Source organism: Legionella worsleiensis (assembly GCF_001467535.1).
Lineage (GTDB): Bacteria > Pseudomonadota > Gammaproteobacteria > Legionellales > Legionellaceae > Legionella > Legionella worsleiensis.
This window is the reverse complement of sequence record NZ_LNZC01000012.1, coordinates 463,051-485,757: the sequence shown is the minus strand read 5'-3', so window position 1 is coordinate 485,757 and position 22,707 is coordinate 463,051. Positions and strand designations below refer to the sequence as shown.

The window sequence follows — 22,707 nt, the reverse complement described above, 5'->3', positions numbered from 1 at the left end:
TCTTCTTAATGAACCCGCCCCGAAGGCGTGATGCGTATTCTACTGATTTCCGTATCAGTGTCAAATACTTTTTGCATTTTTTTTAAAAAAATATTTCATAGTGCTTTTTGCAAACGCAGCTTGGCAATTCTTCGCTTTCCAACTTGTATTATATATACATGGCCAGAAGGCAATAGCAACGCAGGATCGGAAACCTTATCACCATTAATCTTTACGGCTCCTTGCTTGACCATTCTAATGGACTCTGAAGTACTTGCTGTCAAATCCAACTGTTTTAATAATTGAGCAAGCTGAACTGATTCATCAACAGTTAACGACAATTCTTCCAGATTATCGGGAATGACCCCTTTTTGAAATCGCTCTATAAATTCCTTATGTACTGTGTCAGCCTGATTTTGATCATGAAAACGTGTCACTATCTCTTTAGCAAAATCTATTTTTACGTCTCGTGGATTTAGACCCTCTTCTACATTCTTCTTCAGTTTTTGAATGTCCTGACCTGTCTTGAAAGAGAGAAGATCGATATAACGCCACATCAATTCATCCGAAATCGACATGATTTTACCAAACATATCACCCGCAGGTTCATTAATGCCTATATAATTGTCTAATGACTTGGACATTTTCTTCACCCCATCCAAACCTTCGATCAAAGGCGTCATCATCACAACCTGTGGTTCAAATCCATAATGTTTTTGTAGCTCCCGCCCCATTAACAAATTGAATTTTTGATCTGTTCCACCTAGCTCCACATCTGCTTTTAGTGCTACTGAGTCATAACCTTGCAATAAAGGATATAAAAACTCATGAATGGCTATAGGTTGTCCTGAAGTATAACGTTTATTAAAGTCATCTCGTTCAAGCATTCGTGCTACGGTATGAGTGGACGCCAGACGAATTAAGTCTACGGCATTAAATTTATTGAGCCATTGTGAATTGAACGCTACCGTTGTTTTATCGGGATCAAGAATTTTAAAAACCTGATGTTGATAGGTTTTGGCGTTTTCAATAACTGTTTCCTGGCTTAATGGCATTCGTGTGACATTTTTTCCCGTTGGATCACCAATCATGGCAGTAAAATCACCAATCAAAAAAATCACTTCATGGCCATACTGTTGAAATTGCCTTAATTTGTTTAAGAGTACGGTATGCCCTAAATGCAAATCGGGCGCAGTGGGATCAAATCCCGCTTTAATTTTTAACGGGATGTTTTTTTGTAATTTTTTAGCTAATTCGGGTTGTGGAAGCACTTCCTCACACCCACGCATTAATTCAATTTGGCACTCTGAAATTGTTTCTGACATACACTAAAACCTTTATAAATGATTGACCAATCTTCTCACACCGAGTATCTTAGCCCGGTTAGCAAATTCCTGCTATACCAAATGATGTAATAAAAGATAACTTGTTATACGAAATTGAAAATAATAATACAAACTATCTAAATATGTAGTTATTTTTATTAACTTTATTTAATGGTCACGCATATCGTTCTGAAATGTGATACATTAATCAAAGAACTACAGCATTCACAGGAATGACAGCAGTATAGGCAACCAATGGCAAAAACACCTGATATCTCAAAACGAAACACTGGTAAACCATCAAAGCTATTAACTGCTTTTGCTTTAGTTATTGTTTTTTCACTACCTTATTATTTAGTTAAAAATTTTTCACATCACAAAAAACCTGAATACACACAAAGAACACTGACGCTTCCTAAATTACCGGAAAAAGAAATTATAGAAAAACCGCAGGATATCGTTACTGTTGAACCTAAAGTTATGCCCAAAATCGAGGCAAAAGCACCACCAAAAGTTGCTGTGGTCAGAGACAACGTGTGGCAAACTATAAAACCCCACCAAGGCGACACCATGGGGGCTATTTTCAAAAGACTAGGATTAAGTGCTCAAAATTTGCATGCAGTTCTCGATAAAAATCCTCATGCTAAAACACTCACCAACCTCAAGCTTAACCAGGAAATCAAATTTTTAATAAACAAAAACACACTGGAAAAACTGGTTATTCCCATTAACACCATTCAAACCCTGACTGTATATCGAGTTGGTAACAAATACAGCAATAAAATTGATTCAAAAAAAATGATCAGCAAGGATCTGTATATTACAGCAACAGTAAAAGGTTCACTGTTTACAACAGCTCAGAAATTAAGCATACCAAGTAAGTTAATCCGTCAAATGACAGAAATACTTAATAAAGAAATAGATTTCAGAAAAGGCGTGCGTGCAGGGGATCAGTTTTCAATAGTTTATAATGCGTTTTACATTAACGATAAAATGGTGCAGATTGGCGATATTCAAGCGGTATCCTACACTACTCGTGGCAAAACAGCTCAAGCAGTTCGACATAACAAAGCAAATGGCGACTATGATTACTACACCCCTCAGGGCAGAAGCTTTAAAAAAGCATTTTCCAGGTATCCTATAAAATTTAGTCATATCAGCTCCACTTTTGCGCTTTCAAGAAATCATCCCATATTACATTACAAGAGAGCACATAAAGGAATTGATCTGGCAGCACCCATAGGTACACCAATACAAGCAACCGGTGATGGAGTAATACAAATTATTGACCGGCATAATGGCTACGGCAATATGATTAAAATCAAACATGACGGTACCTACAGCTCCATCTATGGCCATATGCTCAAATTCCAGAAGGGACTATCCAAAGGAAGCAGAGTAAAACGTGGGCAAGTCATCGGTTATGTAGGGCAAACCGGATTGGCAACTGGCCCTCATTGCCATTATGAATTACATGTCAACAACCAGCCTCGAAATCCAACGACTATTGCTCTTCCTACCGCATCACCAATCTCAGGTCGCGAACTGGCTTCATTCAAGGCAAGAGCAGGTACCTTATTGGCTCGCCTAAAATCGATTGAAAAAGTAAATCAAGCATCTCCTGGAAAAAAGAATATTGAGGTAGGTTAAACCCTGTTCAGGTAAATAAATATCGACAGATTAACACCGAAGCAATCACTCCAGAAAAATCCGCTAATAAGCCCACCGGGATTGCATGTCGAGTTCTTCGTATTCCAACCGAACCAAAATAAACAGCTATCACATAAAAAGTAGTTTCTGTACTCCCCATCATGGTTGCTGCCGTTTTAGCTATAAGTGAATCACCCCCATATTGATGAATCAATTCAGCCATAATCCCGACAGACGCACTTCCTGAAAAAGGACGAATCAGAGCAAGCGGCAGAACCTCGGGGGGCATTCCAATTTTGCTCATCAAAGGAGCCAGAAGCTGATTGAGCAGATCAAAAAAGCCCGAAGCTCTTAACATACCGATAGCAACCATCATCGCAATTAGGTAAGGGATAATACTGATACTGGTATCAAATCCCTGTTTTGCTCCTATGATAAACGCATCAAAAACATTTACCTTCCTGATGGCTGCATACAAGGGGATGCCCACAATAAAAAACAAGAACATCCAATTAGAAAATTGATGAGCTAATTCATTCATAAATTGTCTGTCCTTTCCATCTGAAATGGTTTAAGCGTTGCGAAATACCTTACAGCCACTATGGCCACAATGGTTGAAACGGATGTTGCAATCAAGGAGCTAAAAATTACGCTGCTGGGATTGGCATTCCCATTTGCCGCCAAAAAAGCAATTGCCGTAGCAGGAATCAATTGAACGCTGGAGGTATTAATTGCTAAAAAGGTACACATGGAATTCGTCGCTACCGACACATGCTTATTCATAGTCTGTAATTCCTTCATGGCTTGCAAACCAAAAGGAGTGGCTGCATTTACCAAACCCAGCATATTGGCAGCGATATTCATCACTATTGCGCCCATGGCGGGATGATTTGCCGGAACATCTGGAAATAATCGCTTTAAAATAGGTTTAAGAACTTTTCCTAATAGTGAGACCAACCCTGATTCTGTCGCTATAGCCATAATTCCCAGCCATAAAGACATCATTCCCGTCAAGCCAATAGCCAGTTCAAAACCCAGCTTCGCTGAATCCGTTACCGCTTGAACTACTGCGTCTATACGCCCTTGCATAATACCAACAAGTACAGAAATTAATATCATACCTAACCAAATTATATTCAGCATTCTTGCCCCCAAGCCTTAAAAAGGAGTAGCATACAGGCTAAAACCAACTCAACGGATGTAAATCTCTTGATGAAATACACTCCCTCTCCTTTACATTGTTTATTAATTTTTGTTTGCATATTAAGCAGTTATTTCTGTCATGCTATAGACTCGGCAGCAATTGAACAACAAGCCGATGCATCAATTAGAGAACTATATCATAGTCTTGAAAGCATACCGAACGCCAGTATCACAGAGCGCATAGACTGGATTAGCGAACATTTTAAAGGTACCCCTTACATACTGGGTTCTCTAGGAGAAGGGCCAAATGCACGCTATGATCAATTTCCACGTTATCGAGTTGATGGTTTTGACTGTGACACCTACGTCAATACTGTACTTGCACTGGCAGTGGCGAACTCTCTTGAAACCTTTAAACAATGCTTGCAATACACTCGTTATAATGACGGTAAAATCGCCTACATCAATCGCAATCACTTTACTTCTATAGATTGGAATCGTAACAACCAAAACCGAGGCTTAATTAAAGACATCACTCTTTCTATAAAAAACAAACTCAATCAACCCGTAGCTCTCTATACCAAAACAATGATAGACAAACCGGGTTGGTATGCCCATAAAACCAAGGATACAATCAGATGGGTGCATGAAAATAAATCCGAACAAGCTAAATGCCTATCAGAGCTACAAAAGAAAGGCCATAAGCTGAAAGCTACTTTGTCTGTCGTTCCCTACATTCCACTGAACGTATTATTCACAAAAGACGGAACACCGGATCGTGATCTGTTTAATCAAATTCCTTCAGGTTCAATAGTAGAAATAGTCAGAATCAACTGGAATATACGTCATCTGATTGGTACTTCGCTCAATATTTCTCATTTAGGATTTGCGATCAGGAAGAATGACCAACTTTATTTTAGACAGGCTTCATCACAGCATGGAAAAGTAGTTGACGTACCCTTAATTGATTACCTCAATGCAGCGCAAAAGAGCCCTACTATAAAAGGAATAAATATTCAGGTACTGATACCCAAAAAACCAATCACGCATTTTTGCAAAAATTTTAAGTCTGATTTAGTTTCCAAGAAATAAGGCTCCGTTGGATTACTCTATTCTTTAATCCAACAAAACCTTTTTACAACATGACGTGACTACTTGGCTCTATTGTCGTATCAATCTAATATTTTGTACATTAAAATCAGGCTTTTGTGTTGAACGATAAGGGTTGATGTCTATTCCGCCTCGACGAGTATAACGCCCGTATACAGTCAATTCCTGTGGCTTGCACTGTTTCATAATATCAACAAAAATTCGTTCTATACATTGCTCATGAAATTCATTGTGATTACGAAAAGAAACAATATAACGTAACAAACCTTCTTTATTTATTTTAGGGCCTTTATAGTGAATTTGCACACTCCCCCAATCAGGCTGATAGGTCACCAGACAATTGGATTTTAATAAATCGGTATATAAAACCTCTTCCACCTGTTCCTCTTCAACGGTCAGGAAGGAAGGGTCTACCGAGTATACAGAGCAGGAGATATCCAATGAATCAATAGATTCACCATTGAAGGCATTCTGCAGACCTGTTGTATGAGCATTTCCGAGCTGATTAATTCTTACATGTACGTCTGATTTTAAACTGTGACTCAGATCGTTAATGATAGTGTGTTCGACATCAGCTATTGAATCAAAGCGAGTATTATTAAACGTATTAAAATACAGTTTTAATGATTTGGACTCTATAATATTTGGAGAATGACAATCATAAACAATTTCTGCCACAGCAACCACAGGCTTGCCTTTAGAATTAAGCCAGGACACTTCATAATGGTTCCAGGCATCAAATCCCCAAAATGGTAGCTGTTCGGGATTAATCCCTATTTCAAGGCGCTTACCTTCTCGAGGAATAGGAAATAATTTATCGGCATTATAATGTGCCTCATAATCCGATTTCTTACCCAATTCCAATTTCCGATTCTGTTCCAATTCAAATTCCACCAGACAACTCTTATATACATGCAAACTTAATTGCTCTAAAAAGATACATTATACAACAAGGAACAACATATCGTAATAGCCAAGGGGGGAAGAAAAGAAACAAGGTTTTAAAGTTTATATTACGATAGTCGTTTTTAGTTTAAAGTCTATTTTTACGATTACCAGTCTTAATGGATTTAATAAGCCCCCTCCAGTAAGGAGCGAAGAGGGCTTGTCTTTTAGCGTTTCTCGATGATTCAATACATCGTCAACTGATATTTTTCGGTGATTTTCGGGCGTGGCACGGTTTCCGAAAATTCATAAAGCATACGCAGACTGGTGCTAACTTTTTGAAAAGGTGGGCGGTATCGCTCTGAACACTGGCGAAATGCTCCCTCCGGAGAAATATCCGTCGACAACGCACCACCGTGTGCACGAATGAGGTCAATAGCATAAGAAATCATTTGAAAATAACATGCTTGTTGAGACTCATTGGGAGCAGAGAGAGCACGACACATCTCCATTGCACGCTCAAATTCCTGCGGTGTGTAGCATCGAGGCAAATCGAGTTTGTGTGCCACCGTCAGGATACGATGGATAAAATTGCGATGGTGTCTTTCATTAATATCAGGATGGTCGTTCTTGATATCAGGCCCCTGTTCATAGTGAGGGTTTCCCATCCAACGTACGACATGCAACAAGCGTTCATGCATGCCCTCATCGAGGGCGTGCGGGGCATATTTGTTTAAAAAGTCGCTAAGATTCTGCATACTCACCAACCTGAATTCATCATAGCGCAAAAGATTTTCCCGTGCTGCAATTTCGCTTTCCCGACCGGTAATGCTGTAGGCTGCGGCAACACGCATCCAGTCACATTCCTCTGGAGTCACGCTTTGACAGTAACGCTGAAACTCAACTTCACGGGCGTGGTGCGCAAAATAATCAATCACGACATCGACTAATGACATCATGCGGTATGTATGAGCCAGACCATGATTTGGCCTTTGCACACTAACACCCTCAAGGATTATTTGATGCTCCGCATCCTGATAAGCATGGCGCAAATGATTGCGATAAGCTTCAGCAAGTGCAAATGACGACCAGTAGCTTCCGCCAGGTTGTACACCAGGGCTATTGATTTCCCTTGCAAAAAAACGCCCGGCTGCATCCCTGGTGTAGAGAAATGTGGTTCCCGCAGGGATGAGAATCTCTCCTTCGGTACTATTCATAACAGGTCTTAACGAGCAATCTGTTTCAAGCTTTGTCCGCACGGTACCGTGATTATGAAAATACGAGGAGCCCTCCTGGAAAATACTAAAGCTTGTCACAGAAGGCATAAAACTGGGATTGGCCAAACGACGCATAGCAATATCCGCATCTCCACGTGTGCTGACAGCTTTTAAATTTTCACCCCTATCAACCAGCCCATACCTTGGAAACAGTAAATGCAAGTTGTTGAATCCTTGAATAACCTTGTGATATTCATCCCGGTCAATCACCGCTGTTTCAACAGCAGATCGCAGTATAGCTTCGTAGGATGCCTGGTCTGTCTTCAATGTCTCAATGGTCTCGGCATTCAATTCGCCTCGCGCCAAAAGAACCCGCTCCAGTATCTGACGCTCTTCCAAGCTGATTAACACTTTGGGTAACTGAGCGGCTGACCAGTTGACCAGACTGCCACACAGAAAGTTAGCCATCAGGTTTGCGTGGCCATCTGCCGGACTTATCCATACATATCGTGAATTTGAATCCTGAGGCTCCCCGCGAAATAGACGATTCATGTTTTTATATTTATTAGAGACATACTTTGCCAATGCATTCTGAGCCGTTTCGGGAAGCCTGTCGACAATACTTTTTAAAACGCCATCACCGGATTTCAGGCTGAAATCGTTGCTCAATCCTTGAATCGTTTCACCAAGGCGCATAACTTGAGCCTCAGTAAGTTCGATATGATTGAAATTCGCCTCTCGCAACAGACCACCAAGGTAAATATCGGGCTCTACACCAAATTGCAAAACATAACCAAGCGAGTCATCGTAACGCATTTGGGCCTGCTCAATATCCTCTGGCGTGCTTAGCCGAACCAAAATCGCCTCAAGGGCCAGTGTGGCGTCAGATTTGTTCAACGGCCCCTCGGTAATAGAGAATTCAGTATCCATTGTGTCCGATATCCGTGCGAGAATTTTTTCACGTTGAGCGTTGTATCCTTCCTGTTCAGGCATAAGAAGTGGATGAGCGTCTGAAATAAGGTTACGAAGAGCCATCATCACTTTTGTCATGAGATAGTGAGAACACGCTAAGGGTTTATTACCTGAAAAAAATGCCTCATATAAGTAGTGGTGATAGACGATACTGGCCCCACAAATGCGAAACCAGTGCAACAAGGGAGTAATCCTGTCAGGCCTGTCCATTATCGCTTCAAAATAACTGCGGTGTTCGGGGAGCCTGGCACCAGAAGCCGTTATCAGACGAAGATGCTTTTGCAGCCTGTATACATTCTCAGCTTGTTCAATAACCAGTTCAAAAAGTCGCCGGTCTTCAGGCAGACGAGCACCTACGGCTATTAATCCGCAAAGAGGTGCTGTTAAATTGAGGGCATTCGCTTCCTCGTCAATAAGAGCCTCAAAAAGGGTCTGATCTTCAGGCAGGCGGGCACCGGCAGTGATTAATGCCCGCAACCCAGGTTTCAGGAGCAAGACATCTTGTGCCTGCTTGAGAATGGGCTCAAAAAACTCCTGTTTTTCGGCTAAATAAATATCTGATTCGGTCTGGGGAATACAGGGAACTTCAAGGCTTTCCATATCTTGTGCCTGTTGAATAACCGCTTCAAATAGCGCCTGGTGCTCAGGCAGGATGGCCCCTGCAATGATCAGGGAGTAAATCCGAGTGGTAAGGTTCACTGCATGCGCAGCCCTGGGTATAAGCGCTTGAAAAAGTGCCTCGTCTGTAGGCAGAATGGCTCCTGCAGTAATCAATAATCTAATCGGTTCCTGCAGCTTGTCTGCATATTCTGCCTCATTGATAACCTCTTCAAAAAGGGCGCTGTTTTCGAAAACACTTGCACCTAAGCTACCTAATGAAGCAAACGCGACAACCAGCTTGTCTGCATATTTTGACTGCTCGATAAGCGCTTCAAATAGTGCCCCGTGTGAGAGAGCGCTGGCACCAGCCTGCATTAAAGCGGCTAATGCCGCCTGAAGCCCGCGGCCATATTGTGCATGATGGATAACACGTTCAAAAAGGGACGGGTGTTCATGCAATGTGGCGCCTGCATCCAGCAGTGCCTGAAATGAGGATTCAAGTCCCGATGCATATCTTGCCTGCTGGATAACTTTTTGAAATAGCTCCTGGTGAGTTGCAAGGCTTGCCCCTGCCCTCTCTAGTCCTGCAAATGCGACTTTCAATGCCTCTGCATATGCGAGGGGATAATGATACCCAAATTCCTGCCAACTGGCTGAAGCGACTGCTTGTTGGCTTATTAACTCAAAAAGTATCCGGTTTTCAGGAAGCTGAACCCGCATACCATATAACAAATCAACCCCGGCTTTCAATTTGTCCGTATATTGTGCTTGATCGATAAACAGTTCAAAAAGCGACCGCTCTTGAGGAAAGCGGGCCCCTGCGTCGTATAATGCCCGTAAAGCGCTTTTCAGGTGGTCTGCGAGCAGCGTCTTTCGAATAAGTGCCCGAAAAAGGGACTCATCTGCAGGGAGGCTCGCACCTATTTCGTACATCACAGCATAGAGGTCTTCGAGCGGTTGAGCGAAAGAAGCTTGATGCATCAATCGTTCAAAAATGGATTGACAGTCAGGCAAGCTTGCTCCTACAGCTTTTAAGGCGGGATAATCACTTTGCTTCAGGGCATCACTATCAATTACTTCATTTTGAAGTGGGGAGGCATTGGTGAGGAGTTCATTATCATCATCTTCACCAAGCTTATTTGCATCAAACGTGTCATTTGGGACGGCATTGAGGTAGTCCAGGCTATCAGAATAGACTTCATCCGCTTGTGCTGATTGGATTTTGATATCGTTATTATCGGGCATAACAAAGCTCACCAATTGATCAATATGAAAATTATTATATCACGGATCGGAATTGGTCGACAATTAAACATGATGTGATTTAATTGACTTGGACAGTATGGTTAAAAGATAGTGTGTTCAATTTGAGATAAAAGCCAATGAGATCTAATCATTAATAATTTTTTAAATTTCTAATACAGGATCCGCTGGTATTCATATTTTAAAACGTATAAGGGGTCAGATCTTGCCCTTTGCTGATCCAATTCAAATTCCATAAAATTTCTCTTTACTTAATATGCGCTCAATTGACTTAAAAAAAAACATTATACATGAAAACAATGCATATGATAAAAAGTAAGATGACCTAAAAATAACCCGAACGTGAGCATTAGCCCTGCTCGGCAGTTATTACACAGGGATTAAATGCGGCTCTAGGGGCGCATCTGGTCCTTATTATCCTGTAGAAGGATACCAGCTCCGAAACCAGCTCCGAATGCAGCAGCAGCGGTGACGAAAAATCCTAAGCTCATCAGCAAAACTGAAGAATAAGACTCTGATTTGGGGGAAGTGCACTTAGGAGGTGAAAATGGCTCATCGGTCTTTGCCGATATACTGGAATCATGGATAACTCCCATTTCTTCGGCAATAAGCGCAGCTTCAAATTGCTCTCCTGAATATACACGATGCACTGTAATAGTCCTGTTGGTAATGGCTCGAGCAGGCGTACTTCGTTGTAAGGCCAGTTGCGAGTTTCTGGGAATATATCCCAACGTACTTGGCACCCCACAATCAGCATCACCGCATTCAATGTGCGAACACACTCCCTCATAAAAATGTAGAGGCTCCTCCTCCTCAATCCAGCTATTGCTCAACATAAATGCCCTAAGCTGGGTGAGTTGTCCCGTTTTCCAATCATGACTTAAGGTAATTAACGATCTGTCTTTAAGTGTAGGATTAATGTATGAAATCAAAATAGGCCGGCTCTCACCCTCAACCTGGTACACTGCGATCAAGTTTTTTTCTTCTGGTATCGTTAAATTGGTGTCGACTCTTTTAAGCTCTCTTCCAAGAATATAAGCCAAATATCCAGCAATATAATCTGGATAACTGTGAAAAGTTACAATAGCGCTGGTATAGTGATCATCATGTAAAAACCATGCGGCAACATTGGTTTTTAGTAATGCCGGGGCATCTCTCTTACCGCATTCATAGTCAGATTGATTGAAATTAAAATGTAATATTGGTTCGTGTTTTCTGCGTTCATCGCAATCAACGACCCGATTTTTGAAATAATAAAACGTTGGTTTTCGACATAAAGTATGATCAAATCCAAATAATGCAACTCTATACTTATTACGATTAGTCATTGAAATCATCCATCAAGCTCACCTCTCCATTGCAATCCATCATATAACGACTGCTATCAACACGTCCATATTCCAATGATAAAAAGAAGAGATGTGCTCTTTGCATGGAGTTGACTGAAGAACGATGATGTTGAATATCCATTCAAAACTGGATTAGTGGTTTTTACAACAGAACATTAACCAATAGTTTATGAAGTATTTTTTAATCGCCAGACAGAGTTTTAATGTTTCATGTATATCAAAGATGCCTCGGGCAAGCCGAGGCATAAAACGTGGGCTGAAGTGTTAACGAACTCTATTTAAACTCAGCAGCATTTTTTTTCGCATCATTGACCAAACCTAACATTGCTTGTTCAATAATATGAAAAGACTGTTGCATATAATCCAAAGCCTTGTGGCCATTTTCAACTGCCATGTTAATTTGTTTTTCAAGAATTTCTTCAGGCTTTTTAACATGAGCCAGTTCATCAGGCTTAAGATAGCTCAGGCCTTGTAGAGTCTTAACATTAAGTTCTGCGATTGCTTGAAAAGGCTCTTGTAATTTTTTAGCCATTTCGCTCCATTTTTCAAAATTTGCCTGGTTCATGATATTCTCCAATATGTTGCACTGCACAATTTAATAATAGACCTTGTTTTTCATAGGTGTCAATAGAAAATCAAAAAAAATTTTGCACTGCACCATTGTATTACCCTTTAAACAACTGTTGCCATTGCTGCAACGCCTGCTGGATTTGTTTATTCCAGGTTTCTGTTGCTTGTTGATAGGGGTTATTTTGCAAGGGCTTATCCATAGTCTGAAAAAGATGTTCCATCATACTTTTTAAAGACACATGCATGGGGTGATTTGCCAACACGATGATTTGCCGCAATATTTGAGGAGATAGAAACTGGGTAGGCCCCGCTTCCATCTCAACTATAATTTGCAGCAACACCGAGTTAGTCAAATCCTTACCCGTCTCTGAATCCTCAATCGTGAATTCAATTCCCTCCACTACATAACTCTGAAGCTGTTCCTGAGTAATGTACTGGCTGGTTTCAGTATCATAAAGTCGACGATTTTTATATTTTTTAATTAAACGGGCCATAAAAACTCTCAAAGGTAAATTACATCCTAGTTTAATACATATGTAACCCACCGTTAACACTGAGATTTGCACCTGTTATATAACGGCTTTTTTCACTGATTAAAAACTCTATAGCCCATGCAATTTCCTGGGGATCAGCCAATCTTTTTGCCGGTATTAAGTCTATGATACTCGCTAAAATATCAGGTCTGATTCCTTGCATTAATCGTGTATTGACATATCCTGGCGATATGCTGTTCACCGTGATGTTTTTGCTCATTAACTCTTGAGCCAGACTTTTGGTAAAACCATAGACCCCGGCTTTAGATGCGGCATAATTAGCCTGGGAGAATTGTCCCTTTTGAGCATTCACTGACGATACATTAACAATACGACCCGAAGCCTGAGCTTTCATACTGTCAACAACCTGCCGCGTCACATTAAACATACCATCAAGATTAACCCGTAATACCTCATCCCATTGTTGTTTGGTCATTTTGGTAAATACCGCATCTCGAGTAATGCCGGCATTATTAATTAATGCATCAACAGCACCCAATTCTTTGATAATGACACTGATAACTTCCTGGCATTGATCAAAATCAGTAACGTCCATATGCCTAAAAGTTATATTTTTATATCCTTCATCCCTTAATTCTTTTATCCAGGCGTTTCCTCTGTCATCGGAAACAAGATCAAGTGCAACAACATGCTTATAAGTGGCATCCAATTGCTTGGCAACCGCCGTTCCAATATCACCAGTTCCACCGGTAATTAATACAACATTATTATTTTGCATGAAATTCTCTGTTTAATTGATAAAATCGGCTCAAAAAGTACGTATGTGACTCTAGCAAAATACTCCAATAATTTGCAGTACCTGCCAGAATTCAATTACATATATTGGCCGCCATTAACGTCGAGATTTGCGCCAGTAATAAAGCCGCTATCAGGCGAAGACAAAAAAGCCACTGCATCTGCCACTTCTTTTGGATATCCTAGTCGACCAACCGGAATATTTGCAATAATGGAGTTCAGTACGTCTTCTTTGACCGATGCCAGCATAGGCGTTTCAATATACCCTGGCGAAATGGTGTTGACTGTAATCCCTTTGCTTGCCACTTCTAATGCAAGACTTTTGGTAAACCCAAACAATGCCGCTTTAGTTGACGCATAATTACATTGACCAAATTGACCTTTTCGTCCGTTAATGGACGAAATACTGATGATGCGACCAAATCCTTTGTCCAACATCATAGGGATGACATTACGGGTCATATTAAAAACACTGGTGAGATTGGCATCTAATACACTTTGCCATTGCTGTGGGGTCATTTTTCTTAAACTGGAGTCTTGGGTAACGCCGGCATTATTTACCAGAACATCAATGCGACCATACCGTTCCATTATTAAATTGGTTATTTTTTCACAATCACTGTATTGGGCAATATCACCGTAAACGATATCAATATCATACCCTAATTGTTTTTGTTCCGTTTGCCATTGTTTTGCTTCTTCATGGCGCCCGTCTTTAAAATAACACGCAATAACCTTGAAATCCGCTGACAAGCGTTGACTTATTGCAGATCCTATCCCTCCGGTTCCTCCGGTCACAACAGCTATCATTTGTTCCATAACAACTCCCTGTTTTGAAATGATTACTGAACTTATTACTACAATGTAAATTCCTTCACTTGTCAATCCTGTACTTTCTAAATCAGATCTGTCCGCAAAATTAAATACAAAGTCAATAAACCATAGACCACACCATAAAAAAAAGCGAATTAAAAAAATGACGCTGTATTTTGAGACTAACCTACGACACTAACTAATTGAATTCCTACTCTTTTTGTAACTCTCCACCTCATCCCAAGCGCAGCGAGGGATGACGTGGGGGGGTACCTCTTTTTTAGAAAAAAAATGAAGAAAGAAAACATATTTAGGATTGAAGATACTTCAGGATGAGAGATATATTAGACCTTGAATGGAACACAAACTGCATTAATGCATGATGTTTACTTTATGAGGACACTATGATCAACAAATTACTCTGCACCACGCTTTCACTTAGCACACTAATAATCCCCTTCCACGCATATGCCAATGACGATTCGTGCGAAATCCAGATTGCCGTATCAAGCCCACCCATTCAACCGGATCAGAATGTTGCTTTTAATATCACTAATGACAATGGTCTGAGTAAATCAATCATTCTTCAAGGTGGAAGTTCACCAAAGATCATTGGAAAATTAACCTGCTCTCCCATGCCGTATACTGTAAGTGCCACTTTGTTCAATACTCTGCCGAATACACCAGTCATAAATGGCGCTCAGATTGGTCAATGCACACTCAAAGCAGGCAACATATCTTTAAATGGTTCCAATAACAGTGTGTCGGTTGTTTTTCCTAATGATTTTATATGTAATTCGTAGAAGGTCAGAATAAACTAGTTGTTTGCTTTATTAGTTGTCACAGTAAATGTGTTTTTGATTCAAGAAAGATTGAAGAGTGTGGATAAAAAAACCACACTCTCATATGATAACTACTTGCCATAAACAGGCACATATCCTTTTAACTGCTGAGCAAATTGCCTCAACACATCAAGACCTGATTCTTCAGCCTGACGGCACCATTGTTGCAGTGCATCGATTAATTCTTTTTGTGATGAGGCTGTTTTCATCCAGACATTCTGCAACGATTTTTTGTAACTGTATACGATACGTAATTGCTCTCGAGCTTCCAAAAGCCTCTCTAATCGTGTTTTGGCTTTAGTCGTCAGCAACATGTCGTCACGGCGAAGTAATTTGCCTGCTCGTTGAAACAGCTTTCTGTCCTCCTTGGACTCAACGCTTTGGCTCTTCTCTTGCTTGAGTATAGGTCTTATTACTTCTTTGTAATAATTGGACATCACTTGAAAACGATTGGAAATGACTGCCTTAACGGTGTCAATATCTACCTGCAGTTTTCCTTCTGCCCTAGCGAGTTTAGGCGGTAATTTTTTAACTTTAGCTAAACCGAAGAATGACAGAATGCAAATATACATCCATCCTAAATCAAATTCCCACCACTTAACCGAAAATTTGGCTGATGATGCGAAAGTATGGTGATTGTTGTGCAGCTCTTCGCCACCTATCCAAAATCCCCAGGGAATAATATTGGTTGCAGCATCCAGACACTCAAAATTTCTGTATCCCCAATGATGGCCTATACCGTTGATAACCCCTGCAGCAAACAATGGGATCCACATCATTTGAATGGCCCAAACGGTTAATCCAGGAACACCAAATAAAAATAAATCAATAACTAACATCAGCAAGATACCCTTAGCTGAATGGCGAGAATAAACATGACGTTCCAACCAGTCATTTGGAGTACCATGAGCGTATTTCGCAACCATCTCTTTATCCTTGCGTGCTGCACGGTAAAGCTCAGCTCCTTGCCAAAATACTTTCTTAATGCCTAAAACCACTGGACTGTGAGGGTCGCCCTCAACATCGGTAGTTGCATGATGCTTTCTATGGATGGCTACCCAATCAGCGGTAACCATGCCAGTAGTTAACCACAGCCAAAAACGAAAAAAATGACTGACTACTGGATGCAATGTTAACGCTCGGTGCGTTTGATTGCGATGAAGATAAATGGTCACTGCAGCTATAGTTATTTGCGTTAACACGACAGTTGCAAGAACATATCCCCAGAAAGACAGGTTTAAAAATCCGAACACCATAAAGACCCCGCTTTATATAAAATTGGTAACAAAAAAATAGAGCATCTCCCTTTGGGATGCAATAGTTTCATAACATTATATCCATATAGTACAATGATAACACATTTTTCATGATAACATTGCATCATTTAACGATGTAACCGATAATTGAGATCTCACTTTCTTCTGGAATAAGCCATGAACGATAAATTAAAACAGATTTTGGAACAGATAGCCCCGTTTATTATCATAGGCGTTGGGATTGCTGTTTTTATTGGCTTATTGTTTATGTTCTTTTATGTTGCTGTTTGGGGCGTGCTCATCGGCGGCGCTTTATATCTGGCAGCCCTGGCAAGAAACTACTTTTTTCCTCCTAAACCTACGGACACCGAATCAGGACGGATTATTGAGCATGATGATAAAAAATAATGCCTGAATTACCAGAGGTTGAGACGACAAAACAGGGAATATTACCCCACCTGGAAGGTCAAATAATTAAAGGCGCACACGTACGTAACGCCTCACTGCGCTTGCCTGTTCCTGCTCAAATGAATGAATGGTGTCTTGGGAAAAAAATTCTCACTGTCACCCGAAGAGCGAAATATCTAATTATTCATTTAAACGAGGGCTACCTGCTCATCCATCTGGGTATGTCAGGTCATTTAAGAGTAGTTCCTGAGGGAACCCAAGCACAAAAACATGATCACATCGATATTAGCCTCACCAATGGATTCATGCTCCGCTATTGTGATCCTCGACGATTTGGACTGTTCGTTTATACAGAAGATAACCCGCATCAACATAGTCTTCTGAGCCATTTGGGCCCCGAGCCCTTGAGTGAAGATTTTAATCCTGAGTATTTGTCGAACAAAGCGCAAAATAAGAATCAACCGGTTAAATCATTCATCATGAATAACGACACCGTTGTTGGTGTTGGTAATATTTACGCCAGCGAAAGTCTCTTTCTAACGGGTTTACATCCCTTGACACCGGCTAAAAATCTCTCAAAACCCCAGATAAATGATTTAACCGCCCACATAAAAAAAATACTGCACTCAGCAATAACTGCGGGGGGTACTACATTAAAAGATTTTTATGCTTTCGATGGCAAACCAGGTTATTTCAGGATATCACTGCAAGTCTATGGTCGAAAAAAACAAACCTGTTACCGCTGTTCCTCTCTCATAGACAGCATACTGATAGCGGGTCGCCAGTCGGCATTTTGTCCGCAATGCCAACCACTAGTCGTCCTCCCTGAATAACTGGATTAATAAATTACAATATATCAAATATTAGATCATTTGTTTTCTATTCTGTATAATCACTTCGATTTAAAACTTTCACAAGGTTATTCCAGTGCTTCATATCAATGCAAGAATTCACGAAACATCTCGCTATCAAGACAACGGGATTGTTTATCGCCCGGATTTTATCATTTACGATATGGATCTAAACCAATACCGCAGATTTTGGGACAAAATAAAAAAACATCCCAAAAATCAACTCTATACGGATGGAATACACGTACGGCCTGTCAACTGGTTACAATCCCTTTTTCAATCCTTTAAAGGATGGCTGGGTTTTGAAAATCATTGTCAGGCAGACAAAGTTGAATTGGCTTTAGCTAAAATTGCCTACTCCGGTTACCTGAAAAATATTCATCAGGAATACCCTCTACACTCTAACCCACCCATTATTTCAGCCCAATTTGAAAAGCTGATTAATTCCCCACGAACAAACGAATGCTCTGCGCAATTACAAAAAATGCTGATGGATTATTATGCAAACGACTTCATAAAACAACCAGTAGGTCTTACTCCCTATGTTGCTTTCGGCCAAACATTTAACGAACAAAATTTGGAATATTTACTCCCTACCGTTGATCCTCAAGATGAAGTAGTCATAACGAAAGCGATTCAATCCATGAACTATAAATATCGCCCCGACCTTGCACAGCGTTTAAAAGACAGTCGTTTTAATTCAGTGTATGCAAGACATCTGGTACAAAGAAATGAATTTCAGCATGCCTTATGCTGGGACGAGGACATCAAATATGTTTTTCCGGAAGAGTACATAATCTACTTCATCTACCACAAAAAGGTCATCGGTAATGCATTAAAATGGGCAATTGATCTCATGGTCTGTATATTCGTATCGTCAGACCGTGAAAAGCAAATGGAATTAATTACATACATTAAAAAAAATTTAACTCTCGCAGAGCAACTGCACCATATGCCCCCCCATTCTGAATTAACGCAAAACCTTGCCCAAAGTTATTTGGAAGATGCAAAAAAAGAACATAATAAATATTCTTTAAATAAATTAATTTTCGGATCACAGGCTATCCCTTTGCTGACCCACGCTACTGGTCTGGTTCCTGATATTCTGGACAAAGACCACTCGCTCCAAAACATCACCTTGATTAATCTATGGCGCAATCATCAGTTAGATCAGGCAATAAAAGACGGTAACTTCGGTATTGCCAAGGTGCTTTTTGAATCGCATCAGGATACAGTATTCGATACCAATAACCTCTATGCCTTAAAACAAGCCTATCTTCTCGAATACACAAAAAATCAATCTTTAGCCCAAAAAGAACTGCTGCAAAAAAATTACCCACAAGTCATTCAGGTAGCCAAACGTAATATACAACTGTCTAAACAAATTGCTCGCATCACCCCCGAAGATAATCCGCTAATGACATCGGTCATAGATTATGTCAATTGGATACTTAAGATTGATAAAAAAGAGCATCCTGAAGCTAAAGATGCAGCACTTGCAACTCTGGAAGAAGCACAAAATCTTTTAAAAAAGCATAGGTTAATGAATAATTCACCAAACTGTCTTCACACTGTGAATCAATTGTTGCTGCGCAAGATTGAGTGCCTCATGGAACACATCAAAGTTCCCAGTAATTTTTTATCCATACGCAAGGAAATCCTCCCCCAGATCACCAAACCACTTGAGCAATTACACATAAATCTCGACACATTCATCAAACTTAATGAGTCCAATCCTACAAACGAGATTAAACCCGTGCTGGGAAAAATCTATTACATCAAGGGAGATGTGCTCCATTTTTATAACAACGATCTCAAAAATGCGCTTTCCTTTTTTAAGAGAGCAGCGGACATTATGCCTAAAAATTCTTATTACAGATTACGTTACTTTGAGCTTACTCAAGATGACAGGCGCCATAAAGTACGGGATGAAATAAAACAGACCTCAGCACTGTACTCAGGATGGCTGGAGGAACGATGGAATCATAAACGCTTTATGTCTGATAATTTTGACATTCATGTCCCCCAGACTCAAGCGACTACTCAAGGTATTTTATCCCGCATCACAGGTTTTTTTAACGGTTGATTGGAGCTAAAGCGATCAAAATATCCAGTTGATTAATTCATCTAGGCAATCTAATTCGCTTGCTGTATGATTACTCACCAATCAAACAAATATGATGACAATGAAAATAAGCCGATTGAGAACTGCCTGGATAGTTCTTGCACTGTTCTATTATACAAGTGCTGTAAGTGTACGCTCCATATTTAAATATTACTTTAGTACGCCTACCAGACCCTGGGTAGACAAAAATATTCATCGCTGGATAGATCAGCTCCTCAACAAAGTCAAAGTAGACTACAAAGTCGTCAATGAATTTAACGTGCAACCACAACCCGGTGAAGCAACCATTTTAATGTGCAACCACTCCAGCGCTTATGACATCCCACTGGGATTTAAAGCGTTTCCACAAAACTCCATTCGAATGTTAGCCAAAAAAGAATTGTCCCGTGTACCGTTACTTGGCAAGGGCATGAAAGCCGCAGAATTTCCTTTCGTAGACAGAAAAAACAGATATCAGGCAATCAAAGATCTGGAATATGCCAAGCAACTTATGGAAAGCGGCATTATCATCTGGATTGCTCCGGAGGGCACCCGCTCAAAAGATGGCAAACTCGCCCCATTTAAAAAGGGCGCATTTATTACCGCCATCCAGGCACGAGCAACGATAATACCTATTGGTATAAGAGGCGCATTTGATATTCTCCCTGCTCGTTCTTTTCAGATCAATCTGAATCAAAAAGCAGAAATTCATATTGGAAAACCAATAAAAGCGGCAGACTATACCATTGAAACTAAAGAAGAACTGATTCAAAAAACCTATCAGGCCATTAAAATATTGACCGGAGAGGAAAAAAATCAATAACTGATTCCATAGCCTTTAGGAGTGGATGCCACCTTTGCAGCCAAACCAATGCCTCTGGGATCGGAGGCAACAGTTAACAGATTACGCTCTTTATCCCAGGTAATTGCTTGCATATCTCCGTAATTTTGTTCTAATGGCATTAACCGATAACCCATCGCCTTCAACCCATCCTGGATAATTTTTGGAAAAGCATCAGGCTCAAACTGCAGCAAATCGGGCAAATATTGATGATGAAAGCGCATGGCTGAAACCATGCTGATTGCTCCATATCCCTCGTTAAAAAGTAAAGAGGCTAACAAAACCATAGTCGGAATTCTGCTTCCTCCAGGGGTACCCAGGATGGCAATACGATCAGGCAACTCAAGAAAGGTAGGCGTCATACTGGATAAAGGTCTTTTACCTGGCATTATTGCGTTTTTATCGCTTCCTACTATGCCAAACACATTCTCAACTCCGGTTTTATTTGAAAAATCATCCATTTCATCATTGAGCAGCACCCCTGTTCCTTCTGCAACGACACTGGAACCAAAAATGTAATGTACCGTCATTGTTGCAGCAACCCGGTTTCCTTCAGCATCAATAATTGAAAAATGAGTAGTCGTTGTACTGGCTTGTGACGCAGTACTTTCCCCTTTTAAAGCCTTGCTCGAGATAGGCTTATCAGGAGTAATTAACGTGCTTAAATACTTTGCGTTCTCTGCACTGATTAATTTATCCACTGGAACCGTTACATAATCAGGATCGCCTAAAAATTGATCCCGTTGCCAATAGGTTAATCGCATGGATTCAACCACACAGTGAACCCATTGAATTTTATTGTAAGCAGGAAGAGGAAAATAGCTCAAAATATTAAGCATGGTTAATAATGCGATTCCGCCCGCCGATGGCGGAGGAGCGGTAATGATTAACATATTATGATAAGCCCCAATTAAAGGCTCTCTGACTTTAATCGTGTATTCAGCCAAATCAGCAAGAGTCCAAATTCCTCCTGCAGCGTTAACTCCCTGAACCAAACGTTGCGCTGTTTCGCCCTGATAAAATCCTTTTTCACCGCGTTGAGCGATAAGCATTAAGGTATTTGCCAAATCAGTTTGCACCAAAGTATCGCCAAGAGCATAAGGTTGACCATTTTTCAGAAAAACAGCAGCACTTGCAGGATATTTTTTTAGTTGTTCCATTCTGTCGTTCATTGTTGAAAATGCAATAAATCGCTCATCAACAAGAAAGCCCTCTTTTGCCAGCTTAATCGCTGGTGCCAAAGTTTTGGTCAATGGTAAACGACCGAAATGTTTTGCAATATAGACCAGTGCAGCAGGCTCACCTGGTATGGCTGCTGCAAGCCCACCATTTAACGATAATCTGGGTTTAACCTTTCCTTCACTATCCAGAAACATATTCCTGGATGCAGCCTTGGGAGCAGTCTCTCGAGCGTCTATAAACACATTTTTGTGGGTTTTTTCTTCATGCAATAACCAAAATCCGCCTCCCCCTAAGCCAGAATGATAAGGTTCAACAACAGCAAGAGCGGCAGTAACCGCCACGGCTGCGTCAAAAGCATTTCCACCGGCAGCCAGAATCTCAAGTCCCGCATTGGTAGCTAGAGGATGAGCACTCGCTATGGCGTAGCCAGGAGGTTGACTGGATATAGAATAAGCATATATGGGGTAGGTGCTGACAATAAAAAAAAGTACACGATTACACCAACTTAACATCCGTTTCATCTCGTCTCTTGTTTAATTCGGTAACAACGCAGGGAGGGACAAATTGAGAAACATCGCCATTAAGGGCTGCGATTTCTCGTACCAGGGTAGATGATATAAACATTAGATTCTCAGAAGGTGTTAAAAATAAAGTCTCCACTTTTTTTGAGAGTTTTCTATTCATTCCGGCTAATTGAAATTCGTATTCAAAGTCAGATACCGCACGTAAACCCCGTAAAATTATGCTTGCATTTTGTTCAATAACGAAATCAATTAAGAGATTATCAAAGCCAACGACCTTAACTCCTGGTATGTGCCCAACGGCCTCTTCAAGCAGGCGAATTCGAGTTTCCAAAGCAAGATAAGGCCTTTTCATTTTATTACTGGCTACGGCTACTGTGAGTTCCGGAAAAATGCGTGCAGCACGGGAAATTATATCGACATGGCCGTTAGTCACTGGATCAAATGTGCCTGGATATATTGCTTTATTTTTCATATTTATTAACATCGATTGCATATAAACGCAGTCTAGCGTATTGTTAATTGAAAAACTATAGA

The 22,707-nt window shown here is 40.6% G+C and carries 20 protein-coding genes; 7 read left to right on the top strand and 13 right to left on the bottom strand.

The genetic code is table 11. From position 1 onward, the window contains the following. Window positions 1-95: 95 nt before the first annotated feature. Window positions 96-1,304, bottom strand: a complete 1,209-nt coding sequence (gene tyrS / locus Lwor_RS08065; RefSeq protein ID WP_058493360.1) for a tyrosine--tRNA ligase — start codon at window positions 1,302-1,304, stop codon at window positions 96-98. A gap of 255 nt (window positions 1,305-1,559) precedes the next feature. On the opposite strand from tyrS, the gene Lwor_RS08060 reads away from it, so the two are divergent. Then, a complete protein-coding gene (locus Lwor_RS08060; protein WP_058493359.1) occupies window positions 1,560-2,954 on the top strand; it encodes a peptidoglycan DD-metalloendopeptidase family protein in 1,395 nt (464 codons plus the stop codon). A 7-nt stretch (window positions 2,955-2,961) separates the two neighbouring features. On the opposite strand, the gene Lwor_RS08055 is transcribed toward Lwor_RS08060, so the two are convergent. Next, window positions 2,962-3,495: a spore maturation protein gene (locus tag Lwor_RS08055; protein WP_058493358.1), complete on the bottom strand. Its 534-nt coding sequence runs from the start codon at window positions 3,493-3,495 to the stop codon at window positions 2,962-2,964. Then, complete coding sequence (locus Lwor_RS08050) at window positions 3,492-4,097, bottom strand: nucleoside recognition domain-containing protein (RefSeq protein ID WP_058493357.1); 606 nt, start codon at window positions 4,095-4,097, stop codon at window positions 3,492-3,494. The genes Lwor_RS08055 and Lwor_RS08050 overlap by 4 nt, the downstream gene beginning before the upstream one ends. 69 nt (window positions 4,098-4,166) lie before the next feature. On the opposite strand from Lwor_RS08050, the gene Lwor_RS08045 reads away from it, so the two are divergent. Next, a complete protein-coding gene (locus Lwor_RS08045) occupies window positions 4,167-5,189 on the top strand; it encodes an N-acetylmuramoyl-L-alanine amidase-like domain-containing protein (protein ID WP_058493356.1) in 1,023 nt (340 codons plus the stop codon). A 69-nt stretch (window positions 5,190-5,258) separates the two neighbouring features. Here Lwor_RS08045 and queF read toward each other — a convergent pair whose 3' ends face one another. The 7 genes from queF to phbB (Lwor_RS08010) all read right to left on the bottom strand — a co-directional run bounded on the left by queF (window position 5,259) and on the right by phbB (Lwor_RS08010) (window position 14,171). Continuing rightward, window positions 5,259-6,101: an NADPH-dependent 7-cyano-7-deazaguanine reductase QueF gene (gene queF, locus Lwor_RS08040; RefSeq protein WP_238584636.1), complete on the bottom strand. Its 843-nt coding sequence runs from the start codon at window positions 6,099-6,101 to the stop codon at window positions 5,259-5,261. A gap of 236 nt (window positions 6,102-6,337) precedes the next feature. Next, a complete protein-coding gene (locus Lwor_RS08035) occupies window positions 6,338-10,126 on the bottom strand; it encodes a SidE phosphodiesterase domain-containing protein (RefSeq protein WP_058493355.1) in 3,789 nt (1,262 codons plus the stop codon). A 410-nt stretch (window positions 10,127-10,536) separates the two neighbouring features. Continuing rightward, a complete protein-coding gene (locus Lwor_RS08030) occupies window positions 10,537-11,472 on the bottom strand; it encodes a hypothetical protein (RefSeq protein WP_058493354.1) in 936 nt (311 codons plus the stop codon). A 295-nt stretch (window positions 11,473-11,767) separates the two neighbouring features. After that, window positions 11,768-12,058, bottom strand: a complete 291-nt coding sequence (locus Lwor_RS08025) for a phasin family protein (RefSeq protein WP_058493353.1) — start codon at window positions 12,056-12,058, stop codon at window positions 11,768-11,770. Window positions 12,059-12,158: 100 nt separating this feature from the next. Further along, window positions 12,159-12,557 carry a polyhydroxyalkanoate synthesis regulator DNA-binding domain-containing protein gene (locus tag Lwor_RS08020; protein WP_058493352.1) on the bottom strand — a complete coding sequence of 133 codons (399 nt, stop codon included), beginning with the start codon at window positions 12,555-12,557 and terminating at the stop codon, window positions 12,159-12,161. A 31-nt stretch (window positions 12,558-12,588) separates the two neighbouring features. Further along, window positions 12,589-13,335 carry an acetoacetyl-CoA reductase gene (gene phbB, locus Lwor_RS08015; RefSeq protein WP_058493351.1) on the bottom strand — a complete coding sequence of 249 codons (747 nt, stop codon included), beginning with the start codon at window positions 13,333-13,335 and terminating at the stop codon, window positions 12,589-12,591. 95 nt (window positions 13,336-13,430) lie between these two features. Continuing rightward, entirely contained in the window at window positions 13,431-14,171 is a 741-nt protein-coding gene (phbB, locus tag Lwor_RS08010; RefSeq protein WP_058493350.1) for an acetoacetyl-CoA reductase, read from the bottom strand. 398 nt (window positions 14,172-14,569) lie between these two features. Here phbB (Lwor_RS08010) and Lwor_RS08005 point away from each other — a divergent pair, with 398 nt between their 5' ends. Further along, the gene (locus Lwor_RS08005) at window positions 14,570-14,968 is read left to right on the top strand and encodes a hypothetical protein (RefSeq protein WP_058493349.1); all 399 of its coding nucleotides are present in this window, start codon (window positions 14,570-14,572) and stop codon (window positions 14,966-14,968) included. A 110-nt stretch (window positions 14,969-15,078) separates the two neighbouring features. On the opposite strand, the gene Lwor_RS08000 is transcribed toward Lwor_RS08005, so the two are convergent. Next, window positions 15,079-16,263, bottom strand: coding sequence for a DesA family fatty acid desaturase (locus tag Lwor_RS08000; RefSeq protein ID WP_058493348.1), 1,185 nt, complete (start codon window positions 16,261-16,263; stop codon window positions 15,079-15,081). A gap of 177 nt (window positions 16,264-16,440) precedes the next feature. Here Lwor_RS08000 and Lwor_RS07995 point away from each other — a divergent pair, with 177 nt between their 5' ends. From Lwor_RS07995 to Lwor_RS07980, 4 genes are all read left to right on the top strand, one after another. Further along, complete coding sequence (locus Lwor_RS07995; RefSeq protein WP_058493347.1) at window positions 16,441-16,671, top strand: hypothetical protein; 231 nt, start codon at window positions 16,441-16,443, stop codon at window positions 16,669-16,671. Beyond that, a complete protein-coding gene (mutM, locus tag Lwor_RS07990; protein ID WP_058493346.1) occupies window positions 16,671-17,504 on the top strand; it encodes a bifunctional DNA-formamidopyrimidine glycosylase/DNA-(apurinic or apyrimidinic site) lyase in 834 nt (277 codons plus the stop codon). The genes Lwor_RS07995 and mutM overlap by 1 nt, the downstream gene beginning before the upstream one ends. A 94-nt stretch (window positions 17,505-17,598) precedes the next feature. Beyond that, window positions 17,599-19,608: a hypothetical protein gene (locus Lwor_RS07985; RefSeq protein WP_058493345.1), complete on the top strand. Its 2,010-nt coding sequence runs from the start codon at window positions 17,599-17,601 to the stop codon at window positions 19,606-19,608. A 100-nt stretch (window positions 19,609-19,708) separates the two neighbouring features. Next, on the top strand, window positions 19,709-20,449 hold the full coding sequence (locus Lwor_RS07980) for a lysophospholipid acyltransferase family protein (RefSeq protein ID WP_058493344.1): 741 nt from the start codon (window positions 19,709-19,711) through the stop codon (window positions 20,447-20,449). On the opposite strand, the gene ggt is transcribed toward Lwor_RS07980, so the two are convergent. Both ggt and coaD read right to left on the bottom strand, forming a co-directional pair. Beyond that, window positions 20,443-22,170, bottom strand: coding sequence for a gamma-glutamyltransferase (ggt, locus tag Lwor_RS07975; protein WP_058493343.1), 1,728 nt, complete (start codon window positions 22,168-22,170; stop codon window positions 20,443-20,445). The two genes, Lwor_RS07980 and ggt, sit on opposite strands and share 7 nt — an antisense overlap. Beyond that, the gene (coaD, locus tag Lwor_RS07970; RefSeq protein ID WP_415582894.1) at window positions 22,145-22,645 is read right to left on the bottom strand and encodes a pantetheine-phosphate adenylyltransferase; all 501 of its coding nucleotides are present in this window, start codon (window positions 22,643-22,645) and stop codon (window positions 22,145-22,147) included. The genes ggt and coaD overlap by 26 nt, the downstream gene beginning before the upstream one ends. Between the last annotated feature and the right edge of the window lie 62 nt (window positions 22,646-22,707).

Bases quoted from the DNA above. Each gene is read 5' to 3' on its own strand.
- tyrS (WP_058493360.1), bottom strand. From the start codon at position 1,304: ATGTCAGAAACAATTTCAGAGTGCCAAATTGAATTAATGCGTGGGTGT.
- Lwor_RS08060 (WP_058493359.1), top strand. From the start codon at position 1,560: ATGGCAAAAACACCTGATATCTCAAAACGAAACACTGGTAAACCATCA.
- Lwor_RS08055 (WP_058493358.1), bottom strand. From the start codon at position 3,495: ATGAATGAATTAGCTCATCAATTTTCTAATTGGATGTTCTTGTTTTTT.
- Lwor_RS08050 (WP_058493357.1), bottom strand. From the start codon at position 4,097: ATGCTGAATATAATTTGGTTAGGTATGATATTAATTTCTGTACTTGTT.
- Lwor_RS08045 (WP_058493356.1), top strand. From the start codon at position 4,167: ATGAAATACACTCCCTCTCCTTTACATTGTTTATTAATTTTTGTTTGC.
- Lwor_RS08035 (WP_058493355.1), bottom strand. From the start codon at position 10,126: ATGCCCGATAATAACGATATCAAAATCCAATCAGCACAAGCGGATGAA.
- Lwor_RS08030 (WP_058493354.1), bottom strand. From the start codon at position 11,472: ATGACTAATCGTAATAAGTATAGAGTTGCATTATTTGGATTTGATCAT.
- Lwor_RS08025 (WP_058493353.1), bottom strand. From the start codon at position 12,058: ATGAACCAGGCAAATTTTGAAAAATGGAGCGAAATGGCTAAAAAATTA.
- Lwor_RS08020 (WP_058493352.1), bottom strand. From the start codon at position 12,557: ATGGCCCGTTTAATTAAAAAATATAAAAATCGTCGACTTTATGATACT.
- phbB (WP_058493351.1), bottom strand. From the start codon at position 13,335: ATGCAAAATAATAATGTTGTATTAATTACCGGTGGAACTGGTGATATT.
- phbB (WP_058493350.1), bottom strand. From the start codon at position 14,171: ATGGAACAAATGATAGCTGTTGTGACCGGAGGAACCGGAGGGATAGGA.
- Lwor_RS08005 (WP_058493349.1), top strand. From the start codon at position 14,570: ATGATCAACAAATTACTCTGCACCACGCTTTCACTTAGCACACTAATA.
- Lwor_RS08000 (WP_058493348.1), bottom strand. From the start codon at position 16,263: ATGGTGTTCGGATTTTTAAACCTGTCTTTCTGGGGATATGTTCTTGCA.
- Lwor_RS07995 (WP_058493347.1), top strand. From the start codon at position 16,441: ATGAACGATAAATTAAAACAGATTTTGGAACAGATAGCCCCGTTTATT.
- mutM (WP_058493346.1), top strand. From the start codon at position 16,671: ATGCCTGAATTACCAGAGGTTGAGACGACAAAACAGGGAATATTACCC.
- Lwor_RS07980 (WP_058493344.1), top strand. From the start codon at position 19,709: ATGAAAATAAGCCGATTGAGAACTGCCTGGATAGTTCTTGCACTGTTC.
- ggt (WP_058493343.1), bottom strand. From the start codon at position 22,170: ATGAAACGGATGTTAAGTTGGTGTAATCGTGTACTTTTTTTTATTGTC.
- coaD (WP_415582894.1), bottom strand. From the start codon at position 22,645: ATGAAAAATAAAGCAATATATCCAGGCACATTTGATCCAGTGACTAAC.